The following is a 23,747-nucleotide window of genomic DNA, read 5'->3' on the forward strand; positions in this document are numbered from 1 at the left end:
ATTTATTGATAAATTGAGTTTGCAAAAAAGAGTGGACAATTTTTGTCTACTCTTAACCTTTAAAATAGTTTTTTTTAATCGATTTGAAGTTGCCTAAATTATTACTTATTCGGTAAAATGAAGTATTGCTTTCAACAGATTTCCTTCAACTACACTTCACTTGATTCAAACAAGGTGGGTACATTTCTATTCCCACAAACTCCTTGTCAATGGAAACAAACACGTACCCACAGGGTAAATGGAAATAGAAACTGATAATTTCTAGCTATCACTTCTACTCATTCCAAAAATTTTCTCACTCTGATACTTACCCACCATAAAGCAAAAAGCCTTGCAATCAAGGCTTTCATTATCCCTTTCGTTCAAAGGTTTCTAAGCTTTTACGAGCAGAGCGACACACTCAGCGGTTCGCTATCTCCGTTCTGTCTGCGTGCTAGCACTTGTCAATCACGGACAGCTATCGCATGGGCGGAAGTAAATGCTAATCTTCGTCGTTTTACTCCTTGACTAGCAAACTTACCGCCTCAACATGATGCGTTTGCGGAACTCAATAGGTTTGGGGAGTTCAAAGCTCAATTGGAGCTTTGAAGCCTTCTTGCCTTAAAATGAAAAGGTGAGGGGATTAGCTACGTTTCACTAACAAACTCACACACTCAGCGGTTCGGACTTACCGTATCATCAGCGAGAAACAAAGTCTTTTCCATCTTCTAAAGAATCAAACACGACAAAATCTTTAGAATAATCATTTTGGTACAATTCCAATAGATACATCTTTCAATCTCTCAATATTTGAAAAACTAACCGATATTTTAAGCAACTTACAATCAAATTATCTAGCCTTTATATACGCATTTATCATATAACGAAGATAATTAAGTGTGGTTTATCCAGGATCAACATCTATAGAAGTTATTTTGTAACCATCATTATTGTATAAAAATTCCAATTGTAGGGTTAAATCTACTAATTCAGAATCGGAGGTCATCTCATATTCAACAATAAAGCCAGTTTGATCATTAAATTCATAAACTTGTAGTTGGGAGTACTCATAATTCGGATGGAAATTACAATCTACACCATATTCATCAATTTTATCAAAATCATTTAATTGTAATGAATCGTCAATATATTCAAGTAACTCTCTTACATCATCAACTTCTGAACCATCAACACAATTCAAAATATCTCTATAATTATTTAGATGAATTGCTCTTAAAATCTTTTTAAGTATTTCAATTACTTTTTCTTCATCTAGGTAGTTTTCTTTGTACTCAAAATCATCGAATATTCCCATGATAATACTTCCTTTTTTTTGTAATCAACTTTAAATCTTATGAATATTAAAAATGTTTCACTAGCAAACTCACACACTCAGCGGTTAGGACTTACTGTATCATCCGTGAAAAAACAATCCTCACGAAATAAAGGAAAATCCTTCGTTTTGATATTGTTCCATTCGTAAACCGAACCGACAATATCTCCAATAATTGCTCCTAGCATGGTATTCCTCCTTACAAACTATTAGTTTAGACTGACATTTCTACTTGTCATACTCTTTTATCTTATCTGCATATTTAGTTAAAAGATTCTTTGAATAAATTTTTGCATTACTTGAATTTCTAACTTCTTTCCAAAGAATAGAAGCTACTTTTAGTTTATTCGAGTAATTGTGACTATTTTCATCTGCACAAAAATCCTTAAAAAACTGATTCCATTGACAAACCGAATGGTCATACTTGGCATAATCTGAATCTCCATAATAGACTTTTAGCATATCTTGGATTGTAAAACTCAAATCATCTTCTCTTTTTACTTTTCTCCAAGCTGTCGCCATATCAGCAGTAAATTTAAAGGGCGAAACATCTGTTAAAGTTGAGAAATATTCTCTAAAGTATGCATTAAAGGAGAATCCACATTCAAGTAAGGGCGTATCTAAGGCAACGACTTCTACTTGTTTCTTTTTCCTTTTTATTGATGATTTTTTAATCAAATTACCCTTAAAGTACTGCTCAATAATATGATTGAGTTCTTGTTTTGTACCTCTATATTCAAGTCCTAATGACCTGCATATCTGTGAAAGTTCATCACGATACCAGTAGTATTTATTAAACTCATCAAAGGATGTGATTTTATCAAACTCAGGTCTGCTCTCTATCAATATAACACCTCCTTAAAAACAGTTTAGGTTTTCATTCCTAAATAATGGTATTTTGGTTTCTTTATTTTGAGGATTAGCAATGTTTCACTAGCAAACTCACACTCTAAGTGGTTCGGACTTACCGTATCATCTGTAAAAAAGCAGTCTTTCCGAAATAAAGGAAAATCCTTCGTTTTGATATTGTTCCATTCGTAAACTGAATCTACAATGTCTCCAACTATTGCTCCTAGCATACGTTTCCTCCTTATGGCATATCAGATTCGTTACACATTTCTAATGAGTCACTCTTTAAAAATGGCACCACCAAATCAATCCACTCATAAGGCAGGTAAGCTGATAAATAGCCGTGGTTATAGCCCTTTGCTTCATACAAAATTGTATTTGAATGTAGCTGATGAAATAATTTCGCTGATTCTTTCACACAGTTCAATTCTTTTTCACCATAAATATACAGAACCTGAGCCTTGCTAGCAGAAATCATATTTTTCAGCTTGTAACATCCCATATAGCTTTTGTAAATGGTCACCAATGTTTTGACAGGGGTCCTTGGCAGATCCTCCAAATAATAAGCTTTTATTTCCTCTGGATAAGTCAGTTTAGGATAGAGTTTGTTCATCATGCTTAACTGAAGTTTGCAAGAGAATTTATTGAACATCAGTTTACCAAATAGAGACACTAGAAAGATGCTGATTTTAGCTAACCTTGGTTGAGGAATACAGAGGCTTCCATCTATGATAGCCTTCTCAGCAATTTCACTGTCTAAAGACAAAAGCTCCATGGCAATTTGACCACCAAGTGAAACACCACCGATTGCAAACAATTTCCCACCGCAGTTTGCTTTGATATAGTCTAGAATCTCCAAAGCAGAATCTTCCGTAGAAACATAATCAAGTTGATATTCCTCGCCGTGGCCATTCAAAGTGGGTAGAATAATACGGTATTCTTTTGACAAGATTCGTGCTTGACGAAGATAATTCCACCAAGAACTGCCACCACCATGTATCAGTATAATAGGAGGCAAATTCTTATCACCAAATTCATGGAATTTCATGTTTAAACTCCTTACTGTAGGGATTTCACTAGATAAATACTTGTTAAATCAGTTTGAACAAGCAGTGATGCCTCATCAAATAGAAAAGTCTCTAACATTGATTATCTAGAATGACCACACGTTACTTTCAATAATGGATATCCTGATCTAAATTTTAAAATGTTGTTTCCTTACTAATTCTATTACTAGCCAATATCGTATAAATCAAATAACCAATAAAAATGATAATAAAAATAAGATTAATTTTTAACACAAAATAGAGATTTAACAAATTTGCGAACGCATGAAATAATATACAGTATCCCACAGATTTCGTTTGACGGTAAAGAAGCCCTAAAACAAAACTTAAAAATAATGTATATATAAAAAATAAAATAAAAGGAAATCCTTGATGACTTTCTCCAACTATAAACCATAAAGGCAGATGCCAAATTCCCCAGATTGAACCTACAATCAAATTAGATTTCCAATAAGTATATTTTTTATCAAGTAAAGGTTGTAATATTCCTCTCCATCCCAATTCTTCATGTCCACCACCAAAAAAAATTAATTGAATAAAGAATAGTGGCATCAGATAAATGGATACTTCATTTAATTCTAAGGAAGATAAAGAGAATAGTATCAAAATTGCTAACAAATGAATAATGAAATAAATACTACTACTTTTTCTTTTAGTAAATACAAAATGTTTAAATTTTATATTATTCCTTTTCAAATAAAAACCACTTGCAATAGCTGGTCCAAGTGCACCAACTATATGTAATATTCTTCCTATAAATGTCTCTAATCCCAAAATATAAGATTGCGTAAAGATGGCAAGAAGCCCCCAAGATATATAAGTAATTCCAAATGTAAAACAAAGATAATTTTTTAAATTCTTTTTGTCAATTTCTGTCATTTTATTTTCCTTATTTTGATTATTTTATATGTAATATTTGTTACTGCTTCTTAGTTTCTCTCGATTATAACTACCTATATTCTATCATAAAAACACAAAAAAGCCTTACAATCAAGGCTTTTCACTATTCATTTCTTCAATACTTTAGTTTCGTAGATTCAGATTCGCATGATTAAAACTAGTCAATTTTCTCAATAATGTTTCCAAGTCTATCCAATACAAGACAGGAATGATCATTTAGTGGAATTATGGGAACACTGACGAGTTCTTCTGCTCTATCCTTATTAGCTTTATCATTCCAGGAATCATAATGGACACTAATTAAAAACTGACTAAAGACTCCTAATCCATTTTTTATCTTTATCTGATGATATGAATTATCATTAGGTGAGACATAGACTTTTTCTCCTAATAATAGGGCTCCTGCAGAAAACCCTATAACTTTTGCCCCTTTATTAAGCATATGATCGATATAATTTTTGAACTCCTGATTGACATAAGTAGCTATATATTTTTCCGTATTTCCTCCACCGATGATGATTAGATTAGCATCTAAATAGCTATCAAAATCAATCTGCTCAGTGTCCAAAAGTAAGTAATCAGTGTTTAGATTAGAAAATTGACTTTGGAAAACATCCGTGTACTTTTTCATATAGGGTTGCCAATTATCTCGAAAAACTGTAAAAATAACAATTCTTTCAATCTTCCTTGATGACACAATTTTATTAACAACCGTATGGTTCTTTATCGGCGGATTTCCACCCATCAAAAAAATTTGTTCGTCCAATCTTTCACACTTTCTAAAGATACATAAAGTTTAAACAAGTTTATTCACGTTTCTAAATTATAATTTCTTCTTAAAATGAATAATTCTATTTGCCTCCTGAAATCCAATATTGAGATGAAATCTTATAGAATCCGTATTGGTTAAAGTACAGTCACTTGCAAATTCCTTACATCCTTTATTTTTCGCCCATTCCTCACATTTTGTGCAGAGATTTTTAGCAATATCCTTTAAACGATATTCCTCGTCGACAATAATCCCTTCTAAGAATCCAACAGGACTATATTTACAACCTTCAACATAATCAAATCTGAGTGAACATAGTGCTAGACCTACAATTGTATCACCTTCAACTTCAGTAAAGATTGCAGTATTTTTGCCATTCGTATATTTTTTTACTTCATCAAAAGCTTCTTTATCGGTCAATTGGGGCCATAATTGTTTTATTAGTTTAGCCGTTTTTATAGAATCTTTTGTTATTCCATCCATATTGATGTTCCTCCGAAAATTACAAGCAAATGTTTCGAATCATGCTGTTACTTTGTTACTCATTGATTGATACCAATACCATCTCCTTCTACTTTTCGACTGTCTCAGATCGGAAGAGCAGAGCCATGCACTCAGCGGTTCGGACTTACCGTATCATTTCGTCGGTTTCCCTCCTCATTCTACGAGTCCTATCCCATGGGCGGAGCATCTACTTCAACTTCGCTGATGCCTCAGCTCGTACAAGCAGTGATACCGCCTCAACATGATGCGTTTGTGGGACTCAAAAGGTTTGGGTGAACCTTTTGAGGTTTAACTACGTTTCACTAACAAACTCACACACTCCACGTGATGCGTCTGTGGAAACAGATCCACCGGCTGGACTTTCTTCAATTCATAACCCAATTCTTGGTAGAGTTTGATATCACGCGCCATGGTTGCGACATTGCAGGAGATATAGGCAATACGGTCTGCTCCTGTTTGAGCGCTTGCTTTGATAAAGCTCTCGGTCAAGCCCTTGCGTGGTGGGTCGACCAATATAACGGTTGGGTGAATACCTTCCTTGAGCCAATTCTTCATAGCATTTTCAGCAGTATCACAGACATAGTGGGCATTTGTGATATTATTTAATGCAGCATTCTTCTGGCTATTCTCAACTGCTTCTGGGATGACCTCAACTCCATAGACTTCCTTGACATGCTTGGCGACTGATAAACCAATGGTTCCAATACCCGAATAAGCATCGATAACCACATCATCTGCTTTTAACTCCGCAAAGTCAATGGCTGTTTGATAGAGTTTCTCCGCCATTTGAGTATTGACTTGGTAGAAAGCTGGTCCAGAGATTTGGAAGCTATTCCCCAACATTTGGTCCGTAATGTAATCTTGACCATAGAGAACTCGCCATTCTTTCCCAAAAACCGCATTGGTATTTCGGTCGTTGATATTTTGCATGACAGAGACAATCTCTGGGAACTGCTTGATGATTTGTTCAATCAATTGCTCCACTCGGAAAATTTTAGGACGTGTAGTCACTAAAATAACCATGATTTGTCCTGAATGATGCCCACGACGCACAACAAGGTTCCGAATCAAGCCAGACTGTTCCTTTTCGTCATAAGGTTTCAAGTCATAGCGACGAAGCAAATCTCGAAGAACTACCACAACTTGGTCAATAGCAGGATCCTGGATAAAGAAATCTTCAAGGGGCATGAGATCGTGCGAATTTTTACGGAAAAAGCCAGTTTCCAAGACACCATTCACTCGACGAACGGGCACCTGTGCCTTATTTCGGTACTTGACTGGATGGTCCATACCAAGAGTTTCAGCAACCTCTACATCGGTAATACCAGCAATCTTGTAGAGACTGTCTTTGACTTGCTTGGTTTTAAACTTGAGCTGCTCTGGATAGGCAAGATGCCCCAAGTCAGCAATTCCTGAACGTAGATAAGCTAGGTCAAGGTCTTGGTTACGATGCGGAGAATGTGTAAGGTATTCTTCAACCTTCCCAAAGCCAATCTTCTTATTGACTTTAAGAACACGCATGAGGATTTTCTCAGTTGGTAGAGCATTTTCTACAAAGAAAACCAAACCATCTACCTTGGCAACCCCAGCACCTTCATGGGTCAAATCAACAATTTCAACTTCTACAATATCATTTTTCTTTAACATATTTTTCACTTTCTATCGGCCGACAAAAAAAGACGGCAACATTTCTGTTACCATCTATTATATCATGAAATGACCTAAGCACCAAAACTCTTGAAGAAGTTGACAATGGCTTGCCAAAGAGAACTAAAGAAGTTGCCCCCGTCTTCTAGCGCTTTATTGGCATCAAAGTTGAGATTGATATTTTTAAAGCTATCTCCAGCTTGGGAAACAATGCTATCCTTGAGGTCTTTTAGGGTTTTAGTGAAATCAGCATTATTCAAGATGTCACTCTTCGAGAGGTTAAGTGCAAAATTGATGATGATATTGACCTGGTTTCCTGTTATAACCTGATCAAGTTTGTAGTTTTTTAGCGTGTCTTCAACGATTTTGCGGACATCTTCTTCTGTCAGATTTCCTTTGGCTTCTTTTGCCTTTGCAATTCCTGCCTTGATATCTGCCAAAGCCACATTGAGCTTATTGGCGTCGTAACCTGACTTGTCCTTGTTTTCAGCATTGATATCTGACAAGGCCTTTAACTCTTCTTGAGCCAAGTCTTTATTGGCTTGTGGTACTTTAGCTCCATTGGCCTCTAACGAGTAGTAAATCCCTGCTAGGGCACTCTCACCTGTAACTGGAATAGGAGCTGCAACTGTGATTTTGGCATGCTCTACTCCCAAGGTCACTGCTGCATTACGGTACATATCCTGCGTCACCTTGGTGATATTTTCAGGCGTTTCAATCTTGACCTCTAGAGGCGACTTATCACCTAGTTTTTGAATCTTAGCTGACGAATAGAGCTGTAGACTAGCATCATTAGCCACATTCATGATTTTCGAATAGATATCAGGGGTCATTGTTTTGATATCTTTGGTGTCTTTTGAAACGTCATAGCCAAGTTTGCTAAGAGTTTTGTTTTTCTGGTCTTCAGATAGTGAAGAGCCAAGAACATATTCAGGTTGTACATAGGTTTCATCGATTACTTTTTGAACATCTGTTGCTGCGTGGACGCTTGTCATAGCTGTTGCGGCCCACAATACTGCAGCACTTGTTAGAAAGAATTTCTTTCTCATGGGATATTCCCTCCTTTACCTTTCTAGGGTAATAAAACAATCTTAAAGAAAGCTTATAGTGAAAAACACCTGGTCAAACCAGATGCTTAAAAGAAATTAAAGAATTTCATGATGTACAGGTTAAAGCGTACCTGTCTCGAGTAGTAATAATTTCCACCATTTTCATAGAGTTCGGCTCCGTGAAAGATAGAAATGGGGTTGATATAGGTGTAGGTCTTCCCTGTAGTATTACCTAGAATTGGAGCGACCGTTTCTCGGGAGTAACGCTTGGCTAGTGCCAAAGTATTTTCCTTGCCATTCTGAGCAACAAAGTCTATATAGGCAGGTCCAAAATTATAGGCTTGAACGGCTGTCCAGACATCTACTCCTTTGCTCTGTGCCAAATAGAGGTTATCTGTTAGTGTCTGTATCCCTTGGCGAATACTAGAGGCATCGTCATTGATGGTATTGGTAGCGCCACTAGCAGACTCACTAGACTGCATGACATCCCGCTCTTTTCCCTTCGTTTCGGTATAAATCATGGCGAGCACCAACTCTTCATTAGCTGGAGTATCTCTTTCACTGAGGATTTCCCGAACCATAGGTTGGTAAGTCATGACTTGTTTAACATCCTGATGGATATGATAAGCTTTGTATCCTGCGAAAAGGAAGACTGCTAGCACAAGCACTCTTCTTATAAATTTAAACATTATTTACTTTGAATATCCTCGATATTTTTGATTAAGATAGAATAGGTTCCATTGTCATTTTGGATAAACTCAACAGACTCGGCATCTTGATAGACGTTATTGGGAACGATGAGTTCGATTCCGTTTGACAAGGAAAGTTTTTGGTTTTCAAATTTCTTGAGCTGACGACTGGCATCAATTTCATCAAACTGGACTGGTTCTGGTACAGCTTCCTTGACTTGGTCGATAAAGCTCAAACGAGCTGTCAGATTGTTATCAAAAAGGTCGTTAGCCAATTTTTCAGGTGACAGTTCATTGCTTTCTTCAAGATTGTTGAAAATCGCTGATTTGACCTTAGATTGAAATTGAAAATCATCTGTGTTAAAGGACTCTGCAATTCTCTGAGCCGTTTTTTCCAGTTCCTTGATAGATTTCTTTGGTGAAATCTTGGGAGCAACGGCTAGGAGATTTTCTGAAAAGTAGTTCAAAAAAGTCCCATTGTACTTGATTCGTTTTTCGATGAGATGGTACTTGCGACTTTGAAGATTAACCACCAAGGCCTCGTCAGCTCCTGTTCCAAATCCAGGCAGGTTATTCTGAGTTAGCTTGATTGGATTATCAACTTCTCCACCGAGGTGGGTCAAGGTCTCACGTAGAGCAATTCGCAAGAAAGCGAAATGTTCAACGCCTTCTTTAGAAAACTGAACAAAAACCAAGTCATTGGTCTTGAGGTTTTCAGAAATGCTGAACTCCTCTTTCCAGAGATTAGCCAGTGTTACTGATGTCTCCAATAAATCATCTGTGATGTGATTGAAGAAGGGATTTTCTTCTTCGAAAATCCCAGTCTTGGCTTCATCTGAATACACACGTTCGATTTTTTTACGTAGGTATTCCTCGATTTTTGGAGTGATATTGAGAAACTTATCCGCTAGAAACAGCTCGGTATCATCTGGGCTGAACTGATGGATAATAGCTTTCTTAATATAAATGTCCATAAAAGTATTAGTCCTCGTATAGTGGGAAGGCATCTGTCAATTCTTTGACTTCACTTCTCACTTCTTCTAATACAGCTTCATTTTCTGCATTCTTAAGAGTTTTAATGATGAGTTCAGCCACTTTACGGCATTCTTCTTCACCAAATCCACGTGCAGTGATGGCTGCTGCTCCGATACGAATCCCACTTGTCTTGAATGGTGACAAAGTTTCGTAAGGGATTGAGTTTTTATTTAGGGTAATATTAACCTCATCCAGCAAGTTTTGAGCCACTTTTCCGTTTTCAACAACCTTAGTAACATCGACTAAGAAGAGGTGGTTTTCAGTCCCGCCAGAAATGATACGGAAGTCAGGGTCTTGCAAGAAGACAGCTGCCATAGCCTTGCTGTTTTTGATGACATTAGCAGCATATTCCTTGAAGGCCGGATCTAAAACTTCTTTGAATGACACCGCCTTAGCAGCGATAACATGCTCCAAAGGTCCACCCTGAATACCAGGGAAAATAGCTGAGTTGATTTTCTTCGCTAGGTCCTCATCATTTGTCAGGATCAAGCCACCACGAGGTCCACGAAGGGTTTTGTGGGTCGTTGTCGTTGTGATATGAGCGTATGGAACTGGACTTGGATGTAGACCAGCAGCGACCAAACCAGCGATATGAGCCATATCTACCATGAGCTTAGCCCCGACAGCGTCTGCGATTTCACGGAATTTTGAGAAGTCGATAATTTGAGAATAGGCTGAAGCACCTGCTACGATTAGTTTAGGTTTTACTTCTTGGGCTTGTTTCAAGATGGCATCAAAGTCCAAGAGTTCTGTTTCAGGATCCACACTGTAAGAAACAAAGTTGTAGGTTTGACCAGAGAAGCTAACAGGAGCCCCGTGGGTCAAGTGCCCACCAGCAGCCAAATCCATTCCCATAACCGTATCACCAGGCTCAATCAAGGCCATGTAAGCCGCACAGTTGGCTTGGCTTCCTGAGTGAGGTTGGACATTGGCGAATTTAGCACCGAAAATTTCTTTTGCACGTTCAATAGCTAGAGTTTCTACCACGTCTACTACATCCGTTCCACCATAATAACGGCGTCCTGGGTAACCTTCAGCGTATTTATTCGTCAAGATAGACCCTTGAGCTGCCATAACAGCCTTGGAAACCACGTTTTCCGAAGCAATCAACTCAATGTTGTTTTGTTGGCGTTCTTCTTCTTTGGCAATAGCATTCCAGAGATCAGCATCGTATGCTTTAAAATCGTCTTTATCAAAAATCATAGGTCTTCTCCTTTTTAGTGTGACTGGTCCTTTAGTTTGTTTTTACAAGAAAGAAAATAAACTAAAGAATGCGAATAAACCGTTTCTGCACTTTATCACAAGTATAACCAACTTTTTCATAAAATGCATGAGCACCCTGACGGTGATCGGCAGAATTTAAGCGGATAAACTCATAACCCCGTCTTTTTGCTTCTTGATCCAACCCTTGCAACAAGGATTTACCGATACCTAGCCCTTGTGCTTGAGGTGAAACCGCTAAGCCTAAGATATTAAATCCTGCTTTGGAATAAAGGGATTCATAAGCTTCAGCATGGACATATCCAAGTAGGACATGGCTGGCTGCATCCTCATAGCCAAGTAGGAAATGATGGGAATCCTGAGATAGTCTAGCTAGTTGACTAGCTGTGTCCTCCGGACTAAAAGAATAGCCCAAAACCTCTTGGTTAATCTCACATATAGCATTCACATCTGTTTCTTGCAAATCTCTTAGCATCTCATTCCTCCTCAAAAGAAATCTCTGGCAACCGAGCAAGAATATCCTCTTGCTTAATGGTCCCCTGGCGTAAGATTTTCACCTTGTCTCCAGACAAATCCAAAATCGTCGAATCCTGTCCAGTTAGAAAAGCGTCGTCCTCCAGACCCAGAACCTCTTGGTCAAAATCCTCTAGAATTTGAGCAAAGGTCACTCCACTTGCCTGACCTGAAATATTGGCAGACGGCCCAATCAAAGGACCTGTCTCTCGAATCAAATCAAGTGTAATAGGGTGACTCGGCATCCGAAATCCAACAGTTGCAAGACCAGAATTGACCCAAAAGGGAACTCGGTCATTGGCTTCGAGGATAATGGTCAAGGGACCTGGTAAAAAGGTCTCTACAAGCTTTTGGAGATAAGTTGGCTGTTTCTTTGAAAAGTGCAAGATGTCCTCTAGAGAAGCAACATTAAGATTGAGCGCCTTGTCTCTAGGACGACGTTTGAGTTGGTAAACATGGTCGACAGCTTTTTCATCTAAGGCCTTAGCAAATAGGCCGTAAACCGTCTCTGTAGGCAAAACAACAGCTCCGCCCTTTTCCAACTCTTGTCTAATCCTGTCCATCATCAACTACAACCATCCTATCTTGACCAAATTGGTCCTTGAGTGTTTGCACCCGTTTTTCAGGAAGATGTTTCCTAAAAAGCGCAGGAACACTTTGACCTTGCTTGTATCCAATTTCAAGGTAAATCTTACCACCATCTGTGAGATAGTCTTTTGCATCTTCCGTAATTCTACGGTAAATAGCTAGGCCATCCTCATCTGCAAAGAGAGCTAGATGAGGCTCCGAATGCAAAACATTCAAACTGACCTCTGACTCATCTTCACGAGAGATATAGGGTGGATTGGATACAATTATATCATATTTTTCAGAAATTTCTGCAAAACAATCAGATTTTTTAAAAAATATATTAAGATTTTGATTTTTGGCATTCTCAGATGCAAGCTGCAAAGCCTCTTGTGAAATATCTGCTGCTGTCACTGACCAATCTGGTCTGTTTTTTGCTAGTGCGAGGGCTATGGCACCACTTCCAGTTCCAATATCTAGGACCTTAAGATTTTCCTCAGGATTTTCAGCTAGGATAAGTTCCACCAACTCCTCTGTCTCTGGACGAGGAATCAAAACCCGCTCATCCACTTTTAACTGCATTCCAAAGAAATCTGCGTGACCAATGATATACTGAGCTGGTTTGTGGGCCGTTAACTGCTGGTAAATTTCCTCTACAAATTGTTTTTCTTCCTCTGTTACTTCTTGCTGGAGGGCAAAGACGAAATCTGTAAAAGAGAGTTTTTTCAGGCTACGATAGACAAAAGAGAGGCTTTCTGCTTCCTCTCCTTGTCTTATCAATTCTTCTTCAAAATCTGAAAATAATTGAGCTAATTTCATTATTTGTTTAATTCTTCTAATTTCTGTGTTTGATCGTAAAGGACCAAAGCGTCCACAACTTCATCCAATTTACCAGACAAAATGGTATCTAGTTTCTGGAGTGTCAAACCAATACGATGATCTGTGACACGATTTTGTGGGAAGTTGTAAGTACGAATACGTTCTGAACGGTCACCAGTACCGATAGTTGACTTACGCTCAGCGTCTTGCTCATCTTGTGCAATCTGAGCAAAATGGTCAGCCACACGCGCACGAATAATCTTCATAGCCTTCTCACGGTTTTTCTGCTGGGTACGTTCTTCCTGCATCTCAACCTTGATATTGGTTGGCAAGTGAACGATACGAACAGCAGTCGCAACCTTGTTGACGTTCTGTCCACCAGCACCTGATGCGTGGTAGATGTCAACACGAAGGTCTTTTGGATCAATATCGTATTCTACTTCTTCCACTTCAGGCATGACTAGAACTGTAGCTGTCGAGGTATGAACACGGCCTTGACTTTCTGTCACAGGGACACGTTGCACACGGTGGGCACCAGACTCATACTTGAGTTTAGAGTATACAGACTGACCAGAAACCATGGCAACGACTTCTTTGAAACCACCGACACCGTTCATAGAAGCTTCCATGACTTCAAAGCGCCAGCCTTGGGCTTCAGCATATTTTTGGTACATAGTTAGGAGGTCACCAGCGAAAAGCGCTGCTTCGTCACCTCCAGCTGCTCCACGGATTTCAAGGATGATGTTCTTGTCGTCGTTTGGATCTTTTGGAAGGAGCAAGATTTTTAGTTTTTCTTCGTATTCTTCTTTTTCAGCCTTGGCATCCTTGAGCTCTTGCTTGGCCATTTCTTCCAAGTCCGCATCTCCGCCTGATTCTTTAATCATCTCTTCTGCATCAATGATGTTTTGGAGGACTTGTTTGTACTCACGGTAGGCCGTTACTGTATCACGAGTAGAAGCTTCTTCTTTCGAAAGCTCCATGAAACGCTTGGTGTCTGAGACGACATCTGGGTCACTCAGCAATTCTCCTAGTTCTTCATAACGGTCTTCTACAGCTTGTAGTTGATCATAGATGTTCATTTTTCTTCATTCTCCTTATTGATTTCAGGGGCAAAATAATGTTTACGGCAAACCGAGATATAGGTTTCATTGCCACCAATCTGAATTTGTTCACCTTCATAGGTAGGTTTTCCATCCAATGTTCGTAATACCATGGTCGCCTTTTTCTTACAATATTGACAGATAGTCTTAATCTCATCGATTTTGTCTGCTAATAGTAAGAGATGTTTGGAACCTTCGAAGAGTTCATTGCGAAAGTCATTCTTCAAACCAAATGCCATGACAGGGATGTCTAACTCATCGACAACACGAGCTAGGTCGTAAACATGGTGACGCTTGAGAAACTGGGCCTCATCGACCAAGACACAGTAGGGTTTGATTTCCAAATCTCGGATTAAGCCATAGATATCTGTATCATCTTCAATCGCAAGTGCAGGTCGTTTCATGCCGATTCGACTCGACACATAGCCAACACCATCACGCGTATCCAGAGCCGAAGTCATAATCACAACTCCCTTTCCTTGCTCCTCATAGTTATAGGCTACCTTAAGAATCTCAATCGTTTTACCTGAGTTCATAGTCCCATAACGATAATACAACTGTGCCATGCTTCTATTTCACGTCCATTTCTAAATTTTTGCTACATTCTAGTATATCATAATTTTCTGAAGCTTTAAACGGCAAAATGTGGTAAAATAGAAGAAATCAAAAACTAGTGGAGGAAGCTATTATGCCATTTGTTCGCATCGATTTGTTTGAAGGACGTACGCTCGAGCAAAAGAAAGCTCTTGCTAAGGAGGTTACTGAAGCAGTTGTCCGCAACACAGGAGCACCTCAGTCTGCTGTTCATGTCATTATCAACGACATGCCTGAAGGAACCTATTTTCCTCAAGGTGAAATGCGTACCAAATAAGCAAGCTTAAGCAAATTTGCTTAGGCTTTTTCAATCTTTAAGTAGCTTCCATTGAAGAAATAACCTAAATTTGTTACAATTTGAAGAGATGTTTGGATACATATCCTAAGAAAAGAAATACAAAAGGAATTAGTATGATTACACGTGAATTTGATACCATAGCTGCCATCTCTACTCCACTAGGCGAAGGAGCCATTGGTATTGTCCGCTTGAGCGGAACTGACAGTTTTGCTATTGCACAAAAGATTTTTAAAGGCAAGGATTTGAGTAAGGTTACCAGCCATACTCTTAACTACGGGCATATTATTGATCCTTTGACTGGTAAGGTCATGGACGAGGTTATGATTGGAGCTATGAAATCTCCAAAGACCTTCACTCGCGAGGACATTATCGAGATTAACACCCACGGTGGAATTGCTGTGACCAATGAGATCCTCCAGCTAGCTATCCGTGAAGGGGCTCGGTTAGCAGAACCTGGTGAATTTACCAAACGGGCCTTTCTAAATGGACGTGTAGACTTGACGCAAGCTGAGGCGGTGATGGACATCATCCGTGCCAAGACAGATAAAGCCATGAACATTGCAGTCAAACAATTGGACGGTTCCCTTTCTGATCTCATTAACAATACTCGCCAAGAAATCCTCAATACGCTTGCCCAAGTTGAGGTCAATATTGACTATCCTGAGTACGACGATGTTGAAGAAGCCACTACTGCAGTCGTCCGCGAGAAGACTATGGAGTTTGAGCAATTGCTAACCAATCTCCTTAGGACAGCCCGTCGCGGTAAAATCCTTCGTGAGGGAATTTCAACTGCCATTATCGGACGCCCCAACGTTGGAAAATCCAGCCTTCTCAACAACCTCTTGCGTGAAGACAAGGCTATCGTGACTGATATCGCTGGTACAACACGTGATGTTATTGAAGAATACGTCAACATCAACGGTGTCCCCCTTAAATTGATTGATACAGCTGGAATCCGTGAAACAGATGACATCGTGGAACAAATCGGTGTCGAGCGTTCCAAAAAAGCCCTCAAGGAAGCTGACTTAGTTCTACTGGTGCTCAATGCTAGTGAACCACTAACAGCACAAGACAGACAACTCTTAGAAATCAGTCAGGATACCAACCGCATTATTCTACTTAATAAAACTGACCTACCTGAAGCGATTGAAACTTCGGAACTACCTGAAGATGTCATCCGTATTTCAGTTCTTAAAAATCAAAATATCGATAAGATTGAAGATAGAATCAACAACCTTTTCTTTGAGAATGCTGGTTTGGTTGAGCAAGACGCCACTTACTTGTCAAATGCCCGCCACATTTCCTTGATTGAAAAAGCTGTTGAAAGCTTGCAAGCAGTTAATGAAGGACTAGAACTGGGGATGCCAGTTGACTTGCTTCAAGTTGACTTAACTCGTACTTGGGAAATTCTCGGAGAAATTACTGGGGACGCTGCTCCAGATGAACTCATCACCCAACTCTTTAGCCAATTCTGTTTAGGAAAATAAGAAATCCATGATCGTTCTAGCGGTCATGGATTTTATTGTCTTTATTAGTAATCTGGTCTTAAGACACCTGTTACAGTTGCCTTTGTGGCTTCGTAGTCGCCATCTACAACAACCTTGATAATGCGTTTGGCATCTTCTTCTGGTGCTGGAACTAGAGGTAATCGAGTTGGTCCAGCTTCAAATCCCATATAGTTCAGAACTGCCTTAACTGGAGCAGGACTTGGATAAGAGAAGAGGGCATTGACCTTAGGAATGAACTTGCGCTGAATAGCTGCGGCTTTCTTCATGTCGCTTTCTGCAATGGCAGTCAACATCTCGTGCATCTCATCTCCATTTGTATGGGAGGCAACAGAGATAACCCCATCTGCACCAAGGTTCATGGCATGGAAGGCATCACCATCCTCACCAGTATAAATCAAGAACTCTTCTGGCTTGTGCTCAATCAAATAAGCCATATTTGCCAAGCTGGTACATTCTTTAACACCGATGATATTTGGGTGGTCAGCCAAACGAAGCATGGTTTCAGGAGTTAATTCGACAACCACACGCCCTGGAATGTTATAAATGATAATCGGCAAATCTGAGGCATCAGCAATAGCCTTGAAATGCTGATACATGCCTTCTTGAGAAGGTTTGTTATAGTAAGGTACGATTGCAAGCCCAGCTGCAAAACCACCAAATTCTGCAACTTCTTTGACAAACTCGATCGAGTCACGTGTGTCATTGGTACCTACACCCGCAATCAAAGGAACACGTCCCTTGACAACCTTTTGTACAGCAGCAAAGAGTTGCAACTCTTCATCGTGGGTCAAGGTTGGACTTTCAGCAGTCGTTCCAGCCAGCAAAATCCCATCTGTATGGTGATCCAACAAATGCTCTATAAGGGCTGGAATGGCATCAAAGTTGATGGAGCCATCTTCATGGAAAGGAGTGATGAAGGCAGTAATGATTTTACATTCTTTTAGATCTTGGTAAGACATGAGAAACACCTCTCTATTTCAAAGAAGGAGTTCATTCGAACTCCTAAACCATTATTTCAATTCAAATTTCAGCTCAGCTGTTGGACGGACCAAACCACGCTCATGAAGCGTTTCTGCGATCTGTACAGAGTTCCAAGCAGCACCTTTGAGGAGGTTATCTGAAACAACCCACATGTGAATTCCTTTTTCAGCATCCAAGTCCTTACGGATACGACCGACAAAGGTATCACGTGAACCAACAGCATTGATAGCTTGAGGATAGATTTGATGCGCTACATCATCTTCAAGAACTGCACCTGGGAAGGATGAGATAGCTGCTTTCACTTCTTCGATTGGCGCAACTTCTTTTGTTTCGATGTAAACAGACTCAGAGTGAGCTGACAAGACTGGAATACGAACACATGTTGCAGACACTGCGATAGACTCATCTTCCATGATTTTCTTGGTTTCCTTGGTCATCTTCATCTCTTCGTAAGTGTAATCATTGTCTGTGAAGACATCGATCTGAGGAAGAGCATTGAAGGCGATTGGATAGTGTTTCTTATCACCACCTGAAGGCAAGATTTCCGCTTGCAAATCACGTGGATTGACACCGTCATTCAAGACTTCACGAAGTTCACGTTGTGTTTCAAGAATCGCTCCCATACCTGCACCTGAAACCGCTTGGTAAGTAGAAACGATGATACGGTCCAAGCCCCATTTTTGACGAACAGGCTCAAGAGCCACCATCATTTGGATTGTTGAACAGTTAGGGCAGGCAATGATTCCGTTGTGGGCATCAAGTGCATGAGCATTTACTTCTGGGACAACCAATGGTACATCTGGGTTTTGACGGAAGTAAGATGTGTTATCAACCACTACAGCACCAGCCTTAACTGCGTAGGGAGCATACTTAGCTGATGTCGAACCACCTGCTGAGAAGAGTGCAATATCAACACCCTCAAAAGCTGTTTCAGTTGTTTCCTCAATCGTAATGTCCTGGTCTTTAAATTTCAAAGTCTTACCAGCTGAACGTGCGGAAGCAAGGTAACGAATTTTATCGATTGGAAGTGTTGATTCTTCCAACATTTTTATCATCTGAGCTCCGACAGCACCTGTCGCGCCGACTACAGCAACTGTATATCCCATAAATAACCTCTTTCGGAATTTTCTAAAAATTTCTATAATAGATGTATTATACTACTTTTTCAAGAAATTGAAAAGCATTTTTAGACTATATTTTCTGAAAACTAAAAATCCCTAGTCATTGACTAGGGACTAAGAGGCATCTTCATGTGATGAGCAGGTTCACACAACTCATCAAGGTCCGCTCCTGCGTTATGACCTCCTTATGCTCAATAGCAGTCCGAAGACTACCTATCGACTCATCGCAGGTTTTATTCTACTATGCTTTGCTGACTTTGTCAAGGCTAATGCGGGGGAAATATAAAAAACTCTCGAATATCAAGAGTTTTCATGTCTATCTAATGCTAATTGCCGGGATTGAACCGGCGACCTCATCCTTACCATGGATGCGCTCTGCCAACTGAGCTAAATCAGCTTACCTAAAAAGTATACTATAGTTCTATGTTCTTGTCAAGCGCTCTCTTTTAAATTTCTGAAATGAAAAAAGCTAGATTTAGCAAGAATCTAGCTTATAAACTTCTTATTTTGTAAGGTCGATTCGCTGTCCCAGTTTTCCGATTAGGATTGCACCAACGATAAGCGATGCAAACTCTCCAATCCCTGTAGAAAACCAAGTAAAGAAGAATGGAGCTTCAGCAACGATATGAAGTTCAGCTGCAATGGTAATCATTGAAATGGAGAAGAGGATTGAAAAGAAGAAATGATCTTTTCGAATCAATCCGTTAAAGAGGTAATCTTTGCTGTATTTTGCAAAGAGCCATACACCTAGACTAAGGAAAACTAGAGTAGATCCCCCGCCGACAAAGACATCAATTATGCCAAAACTAAAGAAATTAGCAATCATACAACCAATCGTCACACCGATGATGTATTTAGGATTGTAAAAAGCCAAAAAATTCATCATCTCAGAAATGCGGAACTGGTAAGCACCGTAGCTAATAGCATTTAGTGGTGGGGTAATGGTCAAAACCACATAGATAGCAGCAACAATAGCAATATCTGCCATGTCACGAACAGTTAAATTTTTCATGTTTTCTCCTTTGGCGGTTTCCCGCGTAAAATATGCTTGGTGAAAGAAGCTAAGCACCAAGGGTTGAGTGAATCAACCTTACTAGTATAGCACATTAGCCAGCTTTATGCTATACTAAAATCATGAAAAAACGAATAAAAGCTTTCTTTAATAACGAAATACTCTCCTACCTATTTTTTGGTGGTGCTACGACTTTGGTTTCTATTGTATCACGTTTGGTTATTTACCATATCAGCCACCAGGAAATCCTCGCAACTGCCCTTGCAAATATTATCGGGATTCTCTTTGCCTTTCTCACAAATGATACAATCGTCTTTAAACAAGAGAGAAGAAATTGGCCGACTCGCCTGGCTAAGTTTTTCTTAGCTCGTCTCTCTACACTTGGTCTTGACGTTCTTTTAACTTATATCTTTGTTACAACCTTTCCTGACATTATTGGCCAGTTTGTCGAATTTAATATAGATAGAGTTAATACGATTGAAACTATCCTAGCACAAATTTTGATCATCATTTTAAACTATATTTTCAGTAAAATCTATATTTTTAAAGGGAACAACTGACCACTTTGAGCGTTCAAGTTGCTTTTTGTCACAATTTAGGATATAATAAATTAGAAAATTAGGAAAGGAATTTATGAAAATGTTAAAGGATCTTAAAGAATTCTTGCTTCGTGGTAATGTCGTTGACCTCGCTGTCGGTGTCATCATTGCCTCTGCATTTGGTGCTATCGTTACTTCATTTGTTAATGACATCATCACTCCACTTCTATTGAACCCAGCTTTGGAAGCTGCGAAAGTACAAAACATCGCTGAGCTTGCATGGAATGGTGTTACATATGGTAAATTCTTGAGTGCTATTATCAACTTTCTCGTTGTAGGTACTGTGCTTTTCTTCGTTATTAAAGCTATGGAAAAAGCGCAAAACCTTCGTAAGAAAGAGGAAGTGGTTGAGGAAGCACCTGCTGCTCCAACTGAACTTGAAGTTCTTCAAGAAATCAAAGCTCTTCTTGAGAAAAAATAAAACAGATAAAGGATTTAGCTTAAAGCTAAATCCTTTTTTCTTTACTCTTTTGGTAACTTCCCAGCTTTTTCGAGCATTTTCTTAATTAAGTAAGGCATCTTCACATTTTCACGGCCTTTTTTCTCAATGAGCTTTTTGACAAATTCTGGCATCTGAAGGTCGTCTGTCTCCTCCATAATGTCCTTGGTAGTTGCTGAAGGCGCTAACTCATCGAAGGTTTCTTCTTCTGGGAGAAAAGCTTTAAATTCCTTGTTTTCGTTGGCTCGTATAGTAGCAACTAAAGCGTCAATTAAACGGCTATCCGTATTGGGCATAGGTGGACGATGGTAGGTGACACCTATTTCTTGACACAACTCATAACATTCTACATCGTTGTCAAACAAGACTTCAATGTGCTCACTGATAAAACTAATCGGGACAAAAATATAATGCTCTGGATGTTGCTTTTGTTCTCGTAAATATTCTAAGACATCTGGCTTGATCCAAGGGATTCCAATATCGCTTTCGCTCTGCCAAGTATTGGTATACTGGTCGGCTTTTAGGCCGAGTTGTTCAGCGATTAGCTTGCTATTATCGAAAATCTGATCAATATAAGGATCTCCATAATCCAAGGCAAAAATGGGGACACTGTGGGCTGAAAAGATTACCTTGAAGGATTCTTCTCCTACCTGATTTCGTAAAATTTTGCTAATCTCATCTGTCCAGAAGTCCAGCAAAGGCTGTTGTTGATACCAGTCCTTAATAACTAAAAATCGGATTTGTTGGCTTTCCAAAAACTTTTCATACCCCATGACTGAGTAAAATGAATAATGAGGTTCCAAAATCAAACAGATACATTCTTCAACACCATCAGCTTCCATCTGCTTGATCACGTCTGTAATAAAGGGCCGAGAAAATTTGTTGGCAAAGTAGATCCCATACTCCTCACCCAATCGTTCTCTAACTAGAGCGACCTCTTCTCGCGTAATCCGCTGCAAGGGCGTCCCATCGATAAGGACATAGTTGTCATAGAGAGTCTGAATCTCGTGGTCTTGTGGTCTAACACCACGACGAATGTTTGTAAAAAATTCCGCTACTCCTTCAAAACTAATCTCCTCTGGAGATCCAAAGGTCATCATTAATATAGCTTTTTTCATGTTATCATCCTTATGTTATTATTTTCACTATCTATTCTATCATGAAAGAAAAAAATAGTAAACGCTTCCGACGTCTACTATTTCTTTTGTTCTTTTGTTTTTCTATCTCGTCTCATGATTAGGATGATAACGACAAGGAGTAAAATAACGATAATCAGGAGGAGAAAGGCAAGGATATAAATCCAATGACTGGGAATTCCGTGATCGAAATACCGTGTTCCTACAGCTTCTCCACTTTTATCTTGAGCTGCTTTTGCTGGCGTATCCGTTATTTTAGCTAAGAGGATATGTCTTCCGTTGGTAATGTTAAGGAAACAGGTGCTTAACAAAACAATCTTGTCCGTTGAGGTCAAGGAGACATCTCGCTTGTACTTGGCTTTACTTAGCAGATATTGATAGTAGGCCTGGTGTTCCTCATCGTTGGAACTCAAAGTTCGGTAAATCTCCGTGTCATAGGCATCTACTTCTAAAATCCCAAAAATCTCCAGACCACATTCACGACCATTGTAGTAGATAGAGCCATAGCGATGCTTTTCAAAAAAATCTTGATCCGCAAATTTTTGAATCTCCCCAAACATAGCACCAGAAGCCATGGAGTGACCATAAATGATGGTGTTAAAGTCAGTAAAGTTGGGATTAAAACGATAGTCTAGGAATATAGAACCTGACACAGTATAATCGCCAAAAGCATTGCGGTCAAGGTATTTGACATTGTCCTGACTCTGCAAGAGGGGATAGTCTACCTTTGTCCCATCAAGGCTAATCCAACCACAAACATCCTTGTTGAGGTGCTGCAGGGTTTCAAAGCCCGTACTGCTGGCATCCTTTTCAATGGGATTATAATGATCGTAGTCACTCGCAAGAACTCTATCAGCTGTAAAAAGACAGAAAAAAGCTAGAAAAAGGGATAGAATGACCTTTATGGTTTTGTGACTCGTACTTGTTTTCATATTTCCTTCTTTCTCCTTTCTAGCCTTGAAAATAAAAGAGCAAGAGAGGCTGTCCCTTTCTCTTTTATTAGTAGTTTAGTCAGTAATGGTATCTGCTCCTTCTTTTGCTTCTCTTCTACGACGCAAGATCAAGTAGAGGATGATGAGCAAGAAGATCAATAGCAAGAGCAAGATAAACAAGATGATGTACCATATCCACAAAGGAATCGATGAGAGAAATCGTCCGAGCGATGAATCATCAAAGACACTGTAAGGGAATGGTTTTGATTTTTTCGTATGGAAGGTGTTCTTTGGAACCGTATCCGTAATCTTGGCAACTACGATATGTCTCCCATTTGTTACGTCTAGGAAACAGGTACTGAGAAGGATGATATGGTCATTTGGCCCCAGTGTAATGTCTCGTTTGTGAATGGCAACTGAGAGTAAGTGATCGATATATTCTTGACGCCGATCATCCCCATTAATACCTGGATCGTAGATGTTAAAGTCATAGGCGTCTACCTCGAGCATCTCAAAGATCTCAAGACCTTTTTCAACACCATTATAGTAAATACTGCCGTAGCGATGCTGGTCAAAAAATTCCTTATCAGAAAACTTTGCTACATCTCCAAACATAACCCCATTTTCTACATGGTGACCGTAGATGATGGTATTAAAGTCTTCGAACTTGGATTCATTTCGAGCCTCAAGGAAAATAGCCCCTGTAGCTGCAAATTCACCCTTGGAATCCTTGTTCAGGTATTTTTCATTGTCTTTGGCTTGGACTAAGGGATAGTCGATATTGGTGCCATAGACATTGATCCAACCGAGAACCTCTGGATTGACTTGCTGTAGCTTGTGAAAGCCAGAAAAACTAGCAAGCTCATCCTTCTCACTGGTACTAAAAGGTCTATAAGCCTCATACTCACTTGATGAAGCCTGAGAATAGACCTGATTGGCATCCCAAAGGGCGTAGAAACCAAAGAGAAAGACTAAGGCTGCCAAGAGGAGCAGGATATGATTTATCAATGCATCTACAGCAAGGACCAGACGCCTAGACAAACTCCTTTTTGGTTTCTCACGCTTGATTTTCATCGGTCAAACCAC

28 protein-coding genes, 1 tRNA gene, 1 pseudogene and 1 riboswitch are annotated in these 23,747 nt (G+C 39.4%); of the genes and pseudogenes, 5 read left to right on the forward strand and 25 right to left on the reverse strand.

The window, feature by feature from the left end; all coding sequences use genetic code 11:
* Nucleotides 1-883: 883 nt before the first annotated feature.
* From SNAG_RS05325 to aac(6'), 8 genes and pseudogenes are all read right to left on the reverse strand, one after another.
* Entirely contained in the window at nucleotides 884-1,294 is a 411-nt protein-coding gene (locus SNAG_RS05325) for a DUF7668 domain-containing protein (protein ID WP_096407252.1), read from the reverse strand.
* 77 nt (nucleotides 1,295-1,371) lie between these two features.
* Entirely contained in the window at nucleotides 1,372-1,500 is a 129-nt protein-coding gene (locus SNAG_RS05330) for an ADP-ribosylglycohydrolase (RefSeq protein WP_096407254.1), read from the reverse strand.
* Between the two features lie 40 nt (nucleotides 1,501-1,540).
* Nucleotides 1,541-2,158 (reverse strand): SAP domain-containing protein, encoded by a 618-nt coding sequence (locus SNAG_RS05335; protein WP_096407257.1) that lies wholly within the window; start codon nucleotides 2,156-2,158, stop codon nucleotides 1,541-1,543.
* 119 nt (nucleotides 2,159-2,277) lie between these two features.
* Nucleotides 2,278-2,391 (reverse strand): annotated as a pseudogene (locus tag SNAG_RS05340) (ADP-ribosylglycohydrolase); the annotation flags it as partial.
* A gap of 11 nt (nucleotides 2,392-2,402) precedes the next feature.
* Nucleotides 2,403-3,209: an alpha/beta fold hydrolase gene (locus SNAG_RS05345; protein ID WP_096407260.1), complete on the reverse strand. Its 807-nt coding sequence runs from the start codon at nucleotides 3,207-3,209 to the stop codon at nucleotides 2,403-2,405.
* Between the two features lie 154 nt (nucleotides 3,210-3,363).
* On the reverse strand, nucleotides 3,364-4,107 hold the full coding sequence (locus SNAG_RS05350) for a CPBP family intramembrane glutamic endopeptidase (RefSeq protein ID WP_096407262.1): 744 nt from the start codon (nucleotides 4,105-4,107) through the stop codon (nucleotides 3,364-3,366).
* A 178-nt stretch (nucleotides 4,108-4,285) separates the two neighbouring features.
* Entirely contained in the window at nucleotides 4,286-4,894 is a 609-nt protein-coding gene (locus SNAG_RS05355; protein ID WP_096407265.1) for a Type 1 glutamine amidotransferase-like domain-containing protein, read from the reverse strand.
* Between the two features lie 57 nt (nucleotides 4,895-4,951).
* A complete protein-coding gene (aac(6'), locus tag SNAG_RS05360) occupies nucleotides 4,952-5,380 on the reverse strand; it encodes an aminoglycoside 6'-N-acetyltransferase (RefSeq protein WP_049479811.1) in 429 nt (142 codons plus the stop codon).
* A 41-nt stretch (nucleotides 5,381-5,421) separates the two neighbouring features.
* Between aac(6') and SNAG_RS09765 the strand changes: the two genes are divergently transcribed.
* Nucleotides 5,422-5,646 carry a hypothetical protein gene (locus SNAG_RS09765; RefSeq protein ID WP_157740116.1) on the forward strand — a complete coding sequence of 75 codons (225 nt, stop codon included), beginning with the start codon at nucleotides 5,422-5,424 and terminating at the stop codon, nucleotides 5,644-5,646.
* 43 nt (nucleotides 5,647-5,689) lie between these two features.
* Here the strand turns inward: SNAG_RS09765 and rlmD are convergent, their stop codons facing one another.
* The 10 genes from rlmD to SNAG_RS05410 form a co-directional block, all read right to left on the reverse strand.
* Nucleotides 5,690-7,048 (reverse strand): 23S rRNA (uracil(1939)-C(5))-methyltransferase RlmD, encoded by a 1,359-nt coding sequence (gene rlmD, locus SNAG_RS05365; RefSeq protein WP_096407267.1) that lies wholly within the window; start codon nucleotides 7,046-7,048, stop codon nucleotides 5,690-5,692.
* A gap of 74 nt (nucleotides 7,049-7,122) precedes the next feature.
* Nucleotides 7,123-8,097 (reverse strand): DUF1002 domain-containing protein, encoded by a 975-nt coding sequence (locus SNAG_RS05370; RefSeq protein WP_096407270.1) that lies wholly within the window; start codon nucleotides 8,095-8,097, stop codon nucleotides 7,123-7,125.
* 86 nt (nucleotides 8,098-8,183) lie between these two features.
* Nucleotides 8,184-8,786 carry a lysozyme family protein gene (locus SNAG_RS05375; RefSeq protein WP_096407273.1) on the reverse strand — a complete coding sequence of 201 codons (603 nt, stop codon included), beginning with the start codon at nucleotides 8,784-8,786 and terminating at the stop codon, nucleotides 8,184-8,186.
* Nucleotides 8,786-9,760, reverse strand: coding sequence for a nucleoid-associated protein (locus SNAG_RS05380; protein WP_000356115.1), 975 nt, complete (start codon nucleotides 9,758-9,760; stop codon nucleotides 8,786-8,788). Before SNAG_RS05380 ends, SNAG_RS05375 begins: the two co-directional genes overlap by 1 nt.
* A gap of 7 nt (nucleotides 9,761-9,767) precedes the next feature.
* Nucleotides 9,768-11,024 (reverse strand): serine hydroxymethyltransferase, encoded by a 1,257-nt coding sequence (glyA, locus tag SNAG_RS05385; protein ID WP_096407275.1) that lies wholly within the window; start codon nucleotides 11,022-11,024, stop codon nucleotides 9,768-9,770.
* 61 nt (nucleotides 11,025-11,085) lie between these two features.
* A complete protein-coding gene (locus tag SNAG_RS05390) occupies nucleotides 11,086-11,517 on the reverse strand; it encodes a GNAT family N-acetyltransferase (RefSeq protein ID WP_096407278.1) in 432 nt (143 codons plus the stop codon).
* Nucleotide 11,518: 1 nt separating this feature from the next.
* A complete protein-coding gene (locus tag SNAG_RS05395; protein WP_096407280.1) occupies nucleotides 11,519-12,121 on the reverse strand; it encodes an L-threonylcarbamoyladenylate synthase in 603 nt (200 codons plus the stop codon).
* A complete protein-coding gene (gene prmC, locus SNAG_RS05400; protein WP_096407283.1) occupies nucleotides 12,105-12,941 on the reverse strand; it encodes a peptide chain release factor N(5)-glutamine methyltransferase in 837 nt (278 codons plus the stop codon). Before prmC ends, SNAG_RS05395 begins: the two co-directional genes overlap by 17 nt.
* The gene (gene prfA, locus SNAG_RS05405; protein WP_001028810.1) at nucleotides 12,941-14,020 is read right to left on the reverse strand and encodes a peptide chain release factor 1; all 1,080 of its coding nucleotides are present in this window, start codon (nucleotides 14,018-14,020) and stop codon (nucleotides 12,941-12,943) included. Before prfA ends, prmC begins: the two co-directional genes overlap by 1 nt.
* Complete coding sequence (locus SNAG_RS05410) at nucleotides 14,017-14,607, reverse strand: thymidine kinase (RefSeq protein ID WP_096407285.1); 591 nt, start codon at nucleotides 14,605-14,607, stop codon at nucleotides 14,017-14,019. The genes prfA and SNAG_RS05410 overlap by 4 nt, the downstream gene beginning before the upstream one ends.
* 122 nt (nucleotides 14,608-14,729) lie before the next feature.
* On the opposite strand from SNAG_RS05410, the gene SNAG_RS05415 reads away from it, so the two are divergent.
* On the forward strand, nucleotides 14,730-14,912 hold the full coding sequence (locus tag SNAG_RS05415; protein WP_001117401.1) for a 4-oxalocrotonate tautomerase: 183 nt from the start codon (nucleotides 14,730-14,732) through the stop codon (nucleotides 14,910-14,912).
* Nucleotides 14,913-15,046: 134 nt separating this feature from the next.
* A complete protein-coding gene (gene mnmE / locus SNAG_RS05420; RefSeq protein ID WP_096407288.1) occupies nucleotides 15,047-16,420 on the forward strand; it encodes a tRNA uridine-5-carboxymethylaminomethyl(34) synthesis GTPase MnmE in 1,374 nt (457 codons plus the stop codon).
* Between the two features lie 44 nt (nucleotides 16,421-16,464).
* On the opposite strand, the gene dapA is transcribed toward mnmE, so the two are convergent.
* The 4 genes from dapA to SNAG_RS05440 form a co-directional block, all read right to left on the reverse strand.
* A complete protein-coding gene (gene dapA, locus SNAG_RS05425; protein WP_096407290.1) occupies nucleotides 16,465-17,400 on the reverse strand; it encodes a 4-hydroxy-tetrahydrodipicolinate synthase in 936 nt (311 codons plus the stop codon).
* A 51-nt stretch (nucleotides 17,401-17,451) separates the two neighbouring features.
* Nucleotides 17,452-18,528, reverse strand: coding sequence for an aspartate-semialdehyde dehydrogenase (locus SNAG_RS05430; RefSeq protein ID WP_096407293.1), 1,077 nt, complete (start codon nucleotides 18,526-18,528; stop codon nucleotides 17,452-17,454).
* 339 nt (nucleotides 18,529-18,867) lie between these two features.
* Nucleotides 18,868-18,940 (reverse strand) — tRNA-Thr (locus tag SNAG_RS05435).
* Nucleotides 18,941-19,045: 105 nt separating this feature from the next.
* Nucleotides 19,046-19,555: a QueT transporter family protein gene (locus SNAG_RS05440; RefSeq protein ID WP_049489682.1), complete on the reverse strand. Its 510-nt coding sequence runs from the start codon at nucleotides 19,553-19,555 to the stop codon at nucleotides 19,046-19,048.
* A riboswitch (PreQ1 riboswitch) is annotated at nucleotides 19,553-19,649 on the reverse strand. Its footprint overlaps the gene before it by 3 nt.
* Before the next feature lie 28 nt (nucleotides 19,650-19,677).
* On the opposite strand from SNAG_RS05440, the gene SNAG_RS05445 reads away from it, so the two are divergent.
* Nucleotides 19,678-20,115 (forward strand): GtrA family protein, encoded by a 438-nt coding sequence (locus SNAG_RS05445; protein ID WP_096407295.1) that lies wholly within the window; start codon nucleotides 19,678-19,680, stop codon nucleotides 20,113-20,115.
* Between the two features lie 79 nt (nucleotides 20,116-20,194).
* Nucleotides 20,195-20,575, forward strand: a complete 381-nt coding sequence (gene mscL / locus SNAG_RS05450; protein ID WP_000910206.1) for a large conductance mechanosensitive channel protein MscL — start codon at nucleotides 20,195-20,197, stop codon at nucleotides 20,573-20,575.
* Between the two features lie 41 nt (nucleotides 20,576-20,616).
* On the opposite strand, the gene hemH is transcribed toward mscL, so the two are convergent.
* The 3 genes from hemH to srtB (SNAG_RS05465) all read right to left on the reverse strand — a co-directional run bounded on the left by hemH (nucleotide 20,617) and on the right by srtB (SNAG_RS05465) (nucleotide 23,735).
* Nucleotides 20,617-21,711, reverse strand: coding sequence for a ferrochelatase (gene hemH / locus SNAG_RS05455; protein ID WP_096407298.1), 1,095 nt, complete (start codon nucleotides 21,709-21,711; stop codon nucleotides 20,617-20,619).
* Between the two features lie 77 nt (nucleotides 21,712-21,788).
* Nucleotides 21,789-22,661, reverse strand: coding sequence for a class B sortase (gene srtB / locus SNAG_RS05460; RefSeq protein WP_096407300.1), 873 nt, complete (start codon nucleotides 22,659-22,661; stop codon nucleotides 21,789-21,791).
* A gap of 75 nt (nucleotides 22,662-22,736) precedes the next feature.
* The gene (srtB, locus tag SNAG_RS05465; protein ID WP_096407303.1) at nucleotides 22,737-23,735 is read right to left on the reverse strand and encodes a class B sortase; all 999 of its coding nucleotides are present in this window, start codon (nucleotides 23,733-23,735) and stop codon (nucleotides 22,737-22,739) included.
* Between the last annotated feature and the right edge of the window lie 12 nt (nucleotides 23,736-23,747).

The organism is Streptococcus sp. NPS 308 (assembly GCF_002355895.1).
GTDB lineage: Bacteria > Bacillota > Bacilli > Lactobacillales > Streptococcaceae > Streptococcus.

Bases quoted from the DNA above. Each gene is read 5' to 3' on its own strand.
- SNAG_RS05440 (WP_049489682.1), bottom strand. From the start codon at position 19,555: ATGAAAAATTTAACTGTTCGTGACATGGCAGATATTGCTATTGTTGCT.
- SNAG_RS05325 (WP_096407252.1), bottom strand. From the start codon at position 1,294: ATGGGAATATTCGATGATTTTGAGTACAAAGAAAACTACCTAGATGAA.
- srtB (WP_096407303.1), bottom strand. From the start codon at position 23,735: ATGAAAATCAAGCGTGAGAAACCAAAAAGGAGTTTGTCTAGGCGTCTG.
- prfA (WP_001028810.1), bottom strand. From the start codon at position 14,020: ATGAACATCTATGATCAACTACAAGCTGTAGAAGACCGTTATGAAGAA.
- srtB (WP_096407300.1), bottom strand. From the start codon at position 22,661: ATGAAAACAAGTACGAGTCACAAAACCATAAAGGTCATTCTATCCCTT.
- SNAG_RS05415 (WP_001117401.1), top strand. From the start codon at position 14,730: ATGCCATTTGTTCGCATCGATTTGTTTGAAGGACGTACGCTCGAGCAA.
- hemH (WP_096407298.1), bottom strand. From the start codon at position 21,711: ATGAAAAAAGCTATATTAATGATGACCTTTGGATCTCCAGAGGAGATT.
- prmC (WP_096407283.1), bottom strand. From the start codon at position 12,941: ATGAAATTAGCTCAATTATTTTCAGATTTTGAAGAAGAATTGATAAGA.
- mscL (WP_000910206.1), top strand. From the start codon at position 20,195: ATGTTAAAGGATCTTAAAGAATTCTTGCTTCGTGGTAATGTCGTTGAC.
- SNAG_RS05445 (WP_096407295.1), top strand. From the start codon at position 19,678: ATGAAAAAACGAATAAAAGCTTTCTTTAATAACGAAATACTCTCCTAC.
- mnmE (WP_096407288.1), top strand. From the start codon at position 15,047: ATGATTACACGTGAATTTGATACCATAGCTGCCATCTCTACTCCACTA.
- SNAG_RS05350 (WP_096407262.1), bottom strand. From the start codon at position 4,107: ATGACAGAAATTGACAAAAAGAATTTAAAAAATTATCTTTGTTTTACA.
- SNAG_RS05345 (WP_096407260.1), bottom strand. From the start codon at position 3,209: ATGAAATTCCATGAATTTGGTGATAAGAATTTGCCTCCTATTATACTG.
- SNAG_RS05390 (WP_096407278.1), bottom strand. From the start codon at position 11,517: ATGCTAAGAGATTTGCAAGAAACAGATGTGAATGCTATATGTGAGATT.
- SNAG_RS05410 (WP_096407285.1), bottom strand. From the start codon at position 14,607: ATGGCACAGTTGTATTATCGTTATGGGACTATGAACTCAGGTAAAACG.
- SNAG_RS05370 (WP_096407270.1), bottom strand. From the start codon at position 8,097: ATGAGAAAGAAATTCTTTCTAACAAGTGCTGCAGTATTGTGGGCCGCA.
- dapA (WP_096407290.1), bottom strand. From the start codon at position 17,400: ATGTCTTACCAAGATCTAAAAGAATGTAAAATCATTACTGCCTTCATC.
- SNAG_RS09765 (WP_157740116.1), top strand. From the start codon at position 5,422: ATGCTGTTACTTTGTTACTCATTGATTGATACCAATACCATCTCCTTC.
- SNAG_RS05395 (WP_096407280.1), bottom strand. From the start codon at position 12,121: ATGATGGACAGGATTAGACAAGAGTTGGAAAAGGGCGGAGCTGTTGTT.
- SNAG_RS05380 (WP_000356115.1), bottom strand. From the start codon at position 9,760: ATGGACATTTATATTAAGAAAGCTATTATCCATCAGTTCAGCCCAGAT.
- rlmD (WP_096407267.1), bottom strand. From the start codon at position 7,048: ATGTTAAAGAAAAATGATATTGTAGAAGTTGAAATTGTTGATTTGACC.
- glyA (WP_096407275.1), bottom strand. From the start codon at position 11,024: ATGATTTTTGATAAAGACGATTTTAAAGCATACGATGCTGATCTCTGG.
- SNAG_RS05375 (WP_096407273.1), bottom strand. From the start codon at position 8,786: ATGTTTAAATTTATAAGAAGAGTGCTTGTGCTAGCAGTCTTCCTTTTC.
- SNAG_RS05330 (WP_096407254.1), bottom strand. From the start codon at position 1,500: ATGCTAGGAGCAATTATTGGAGATATTGTCGGTTCGGTTTACGAATGG.
- SNAG_RS05430 (WP_096407293.1), bottom strand. From the start codon at position 18,528: ATGGGATATACAGTTGCTGTAGTCGGCGCGACAGGTGCTGTCGGAGCT.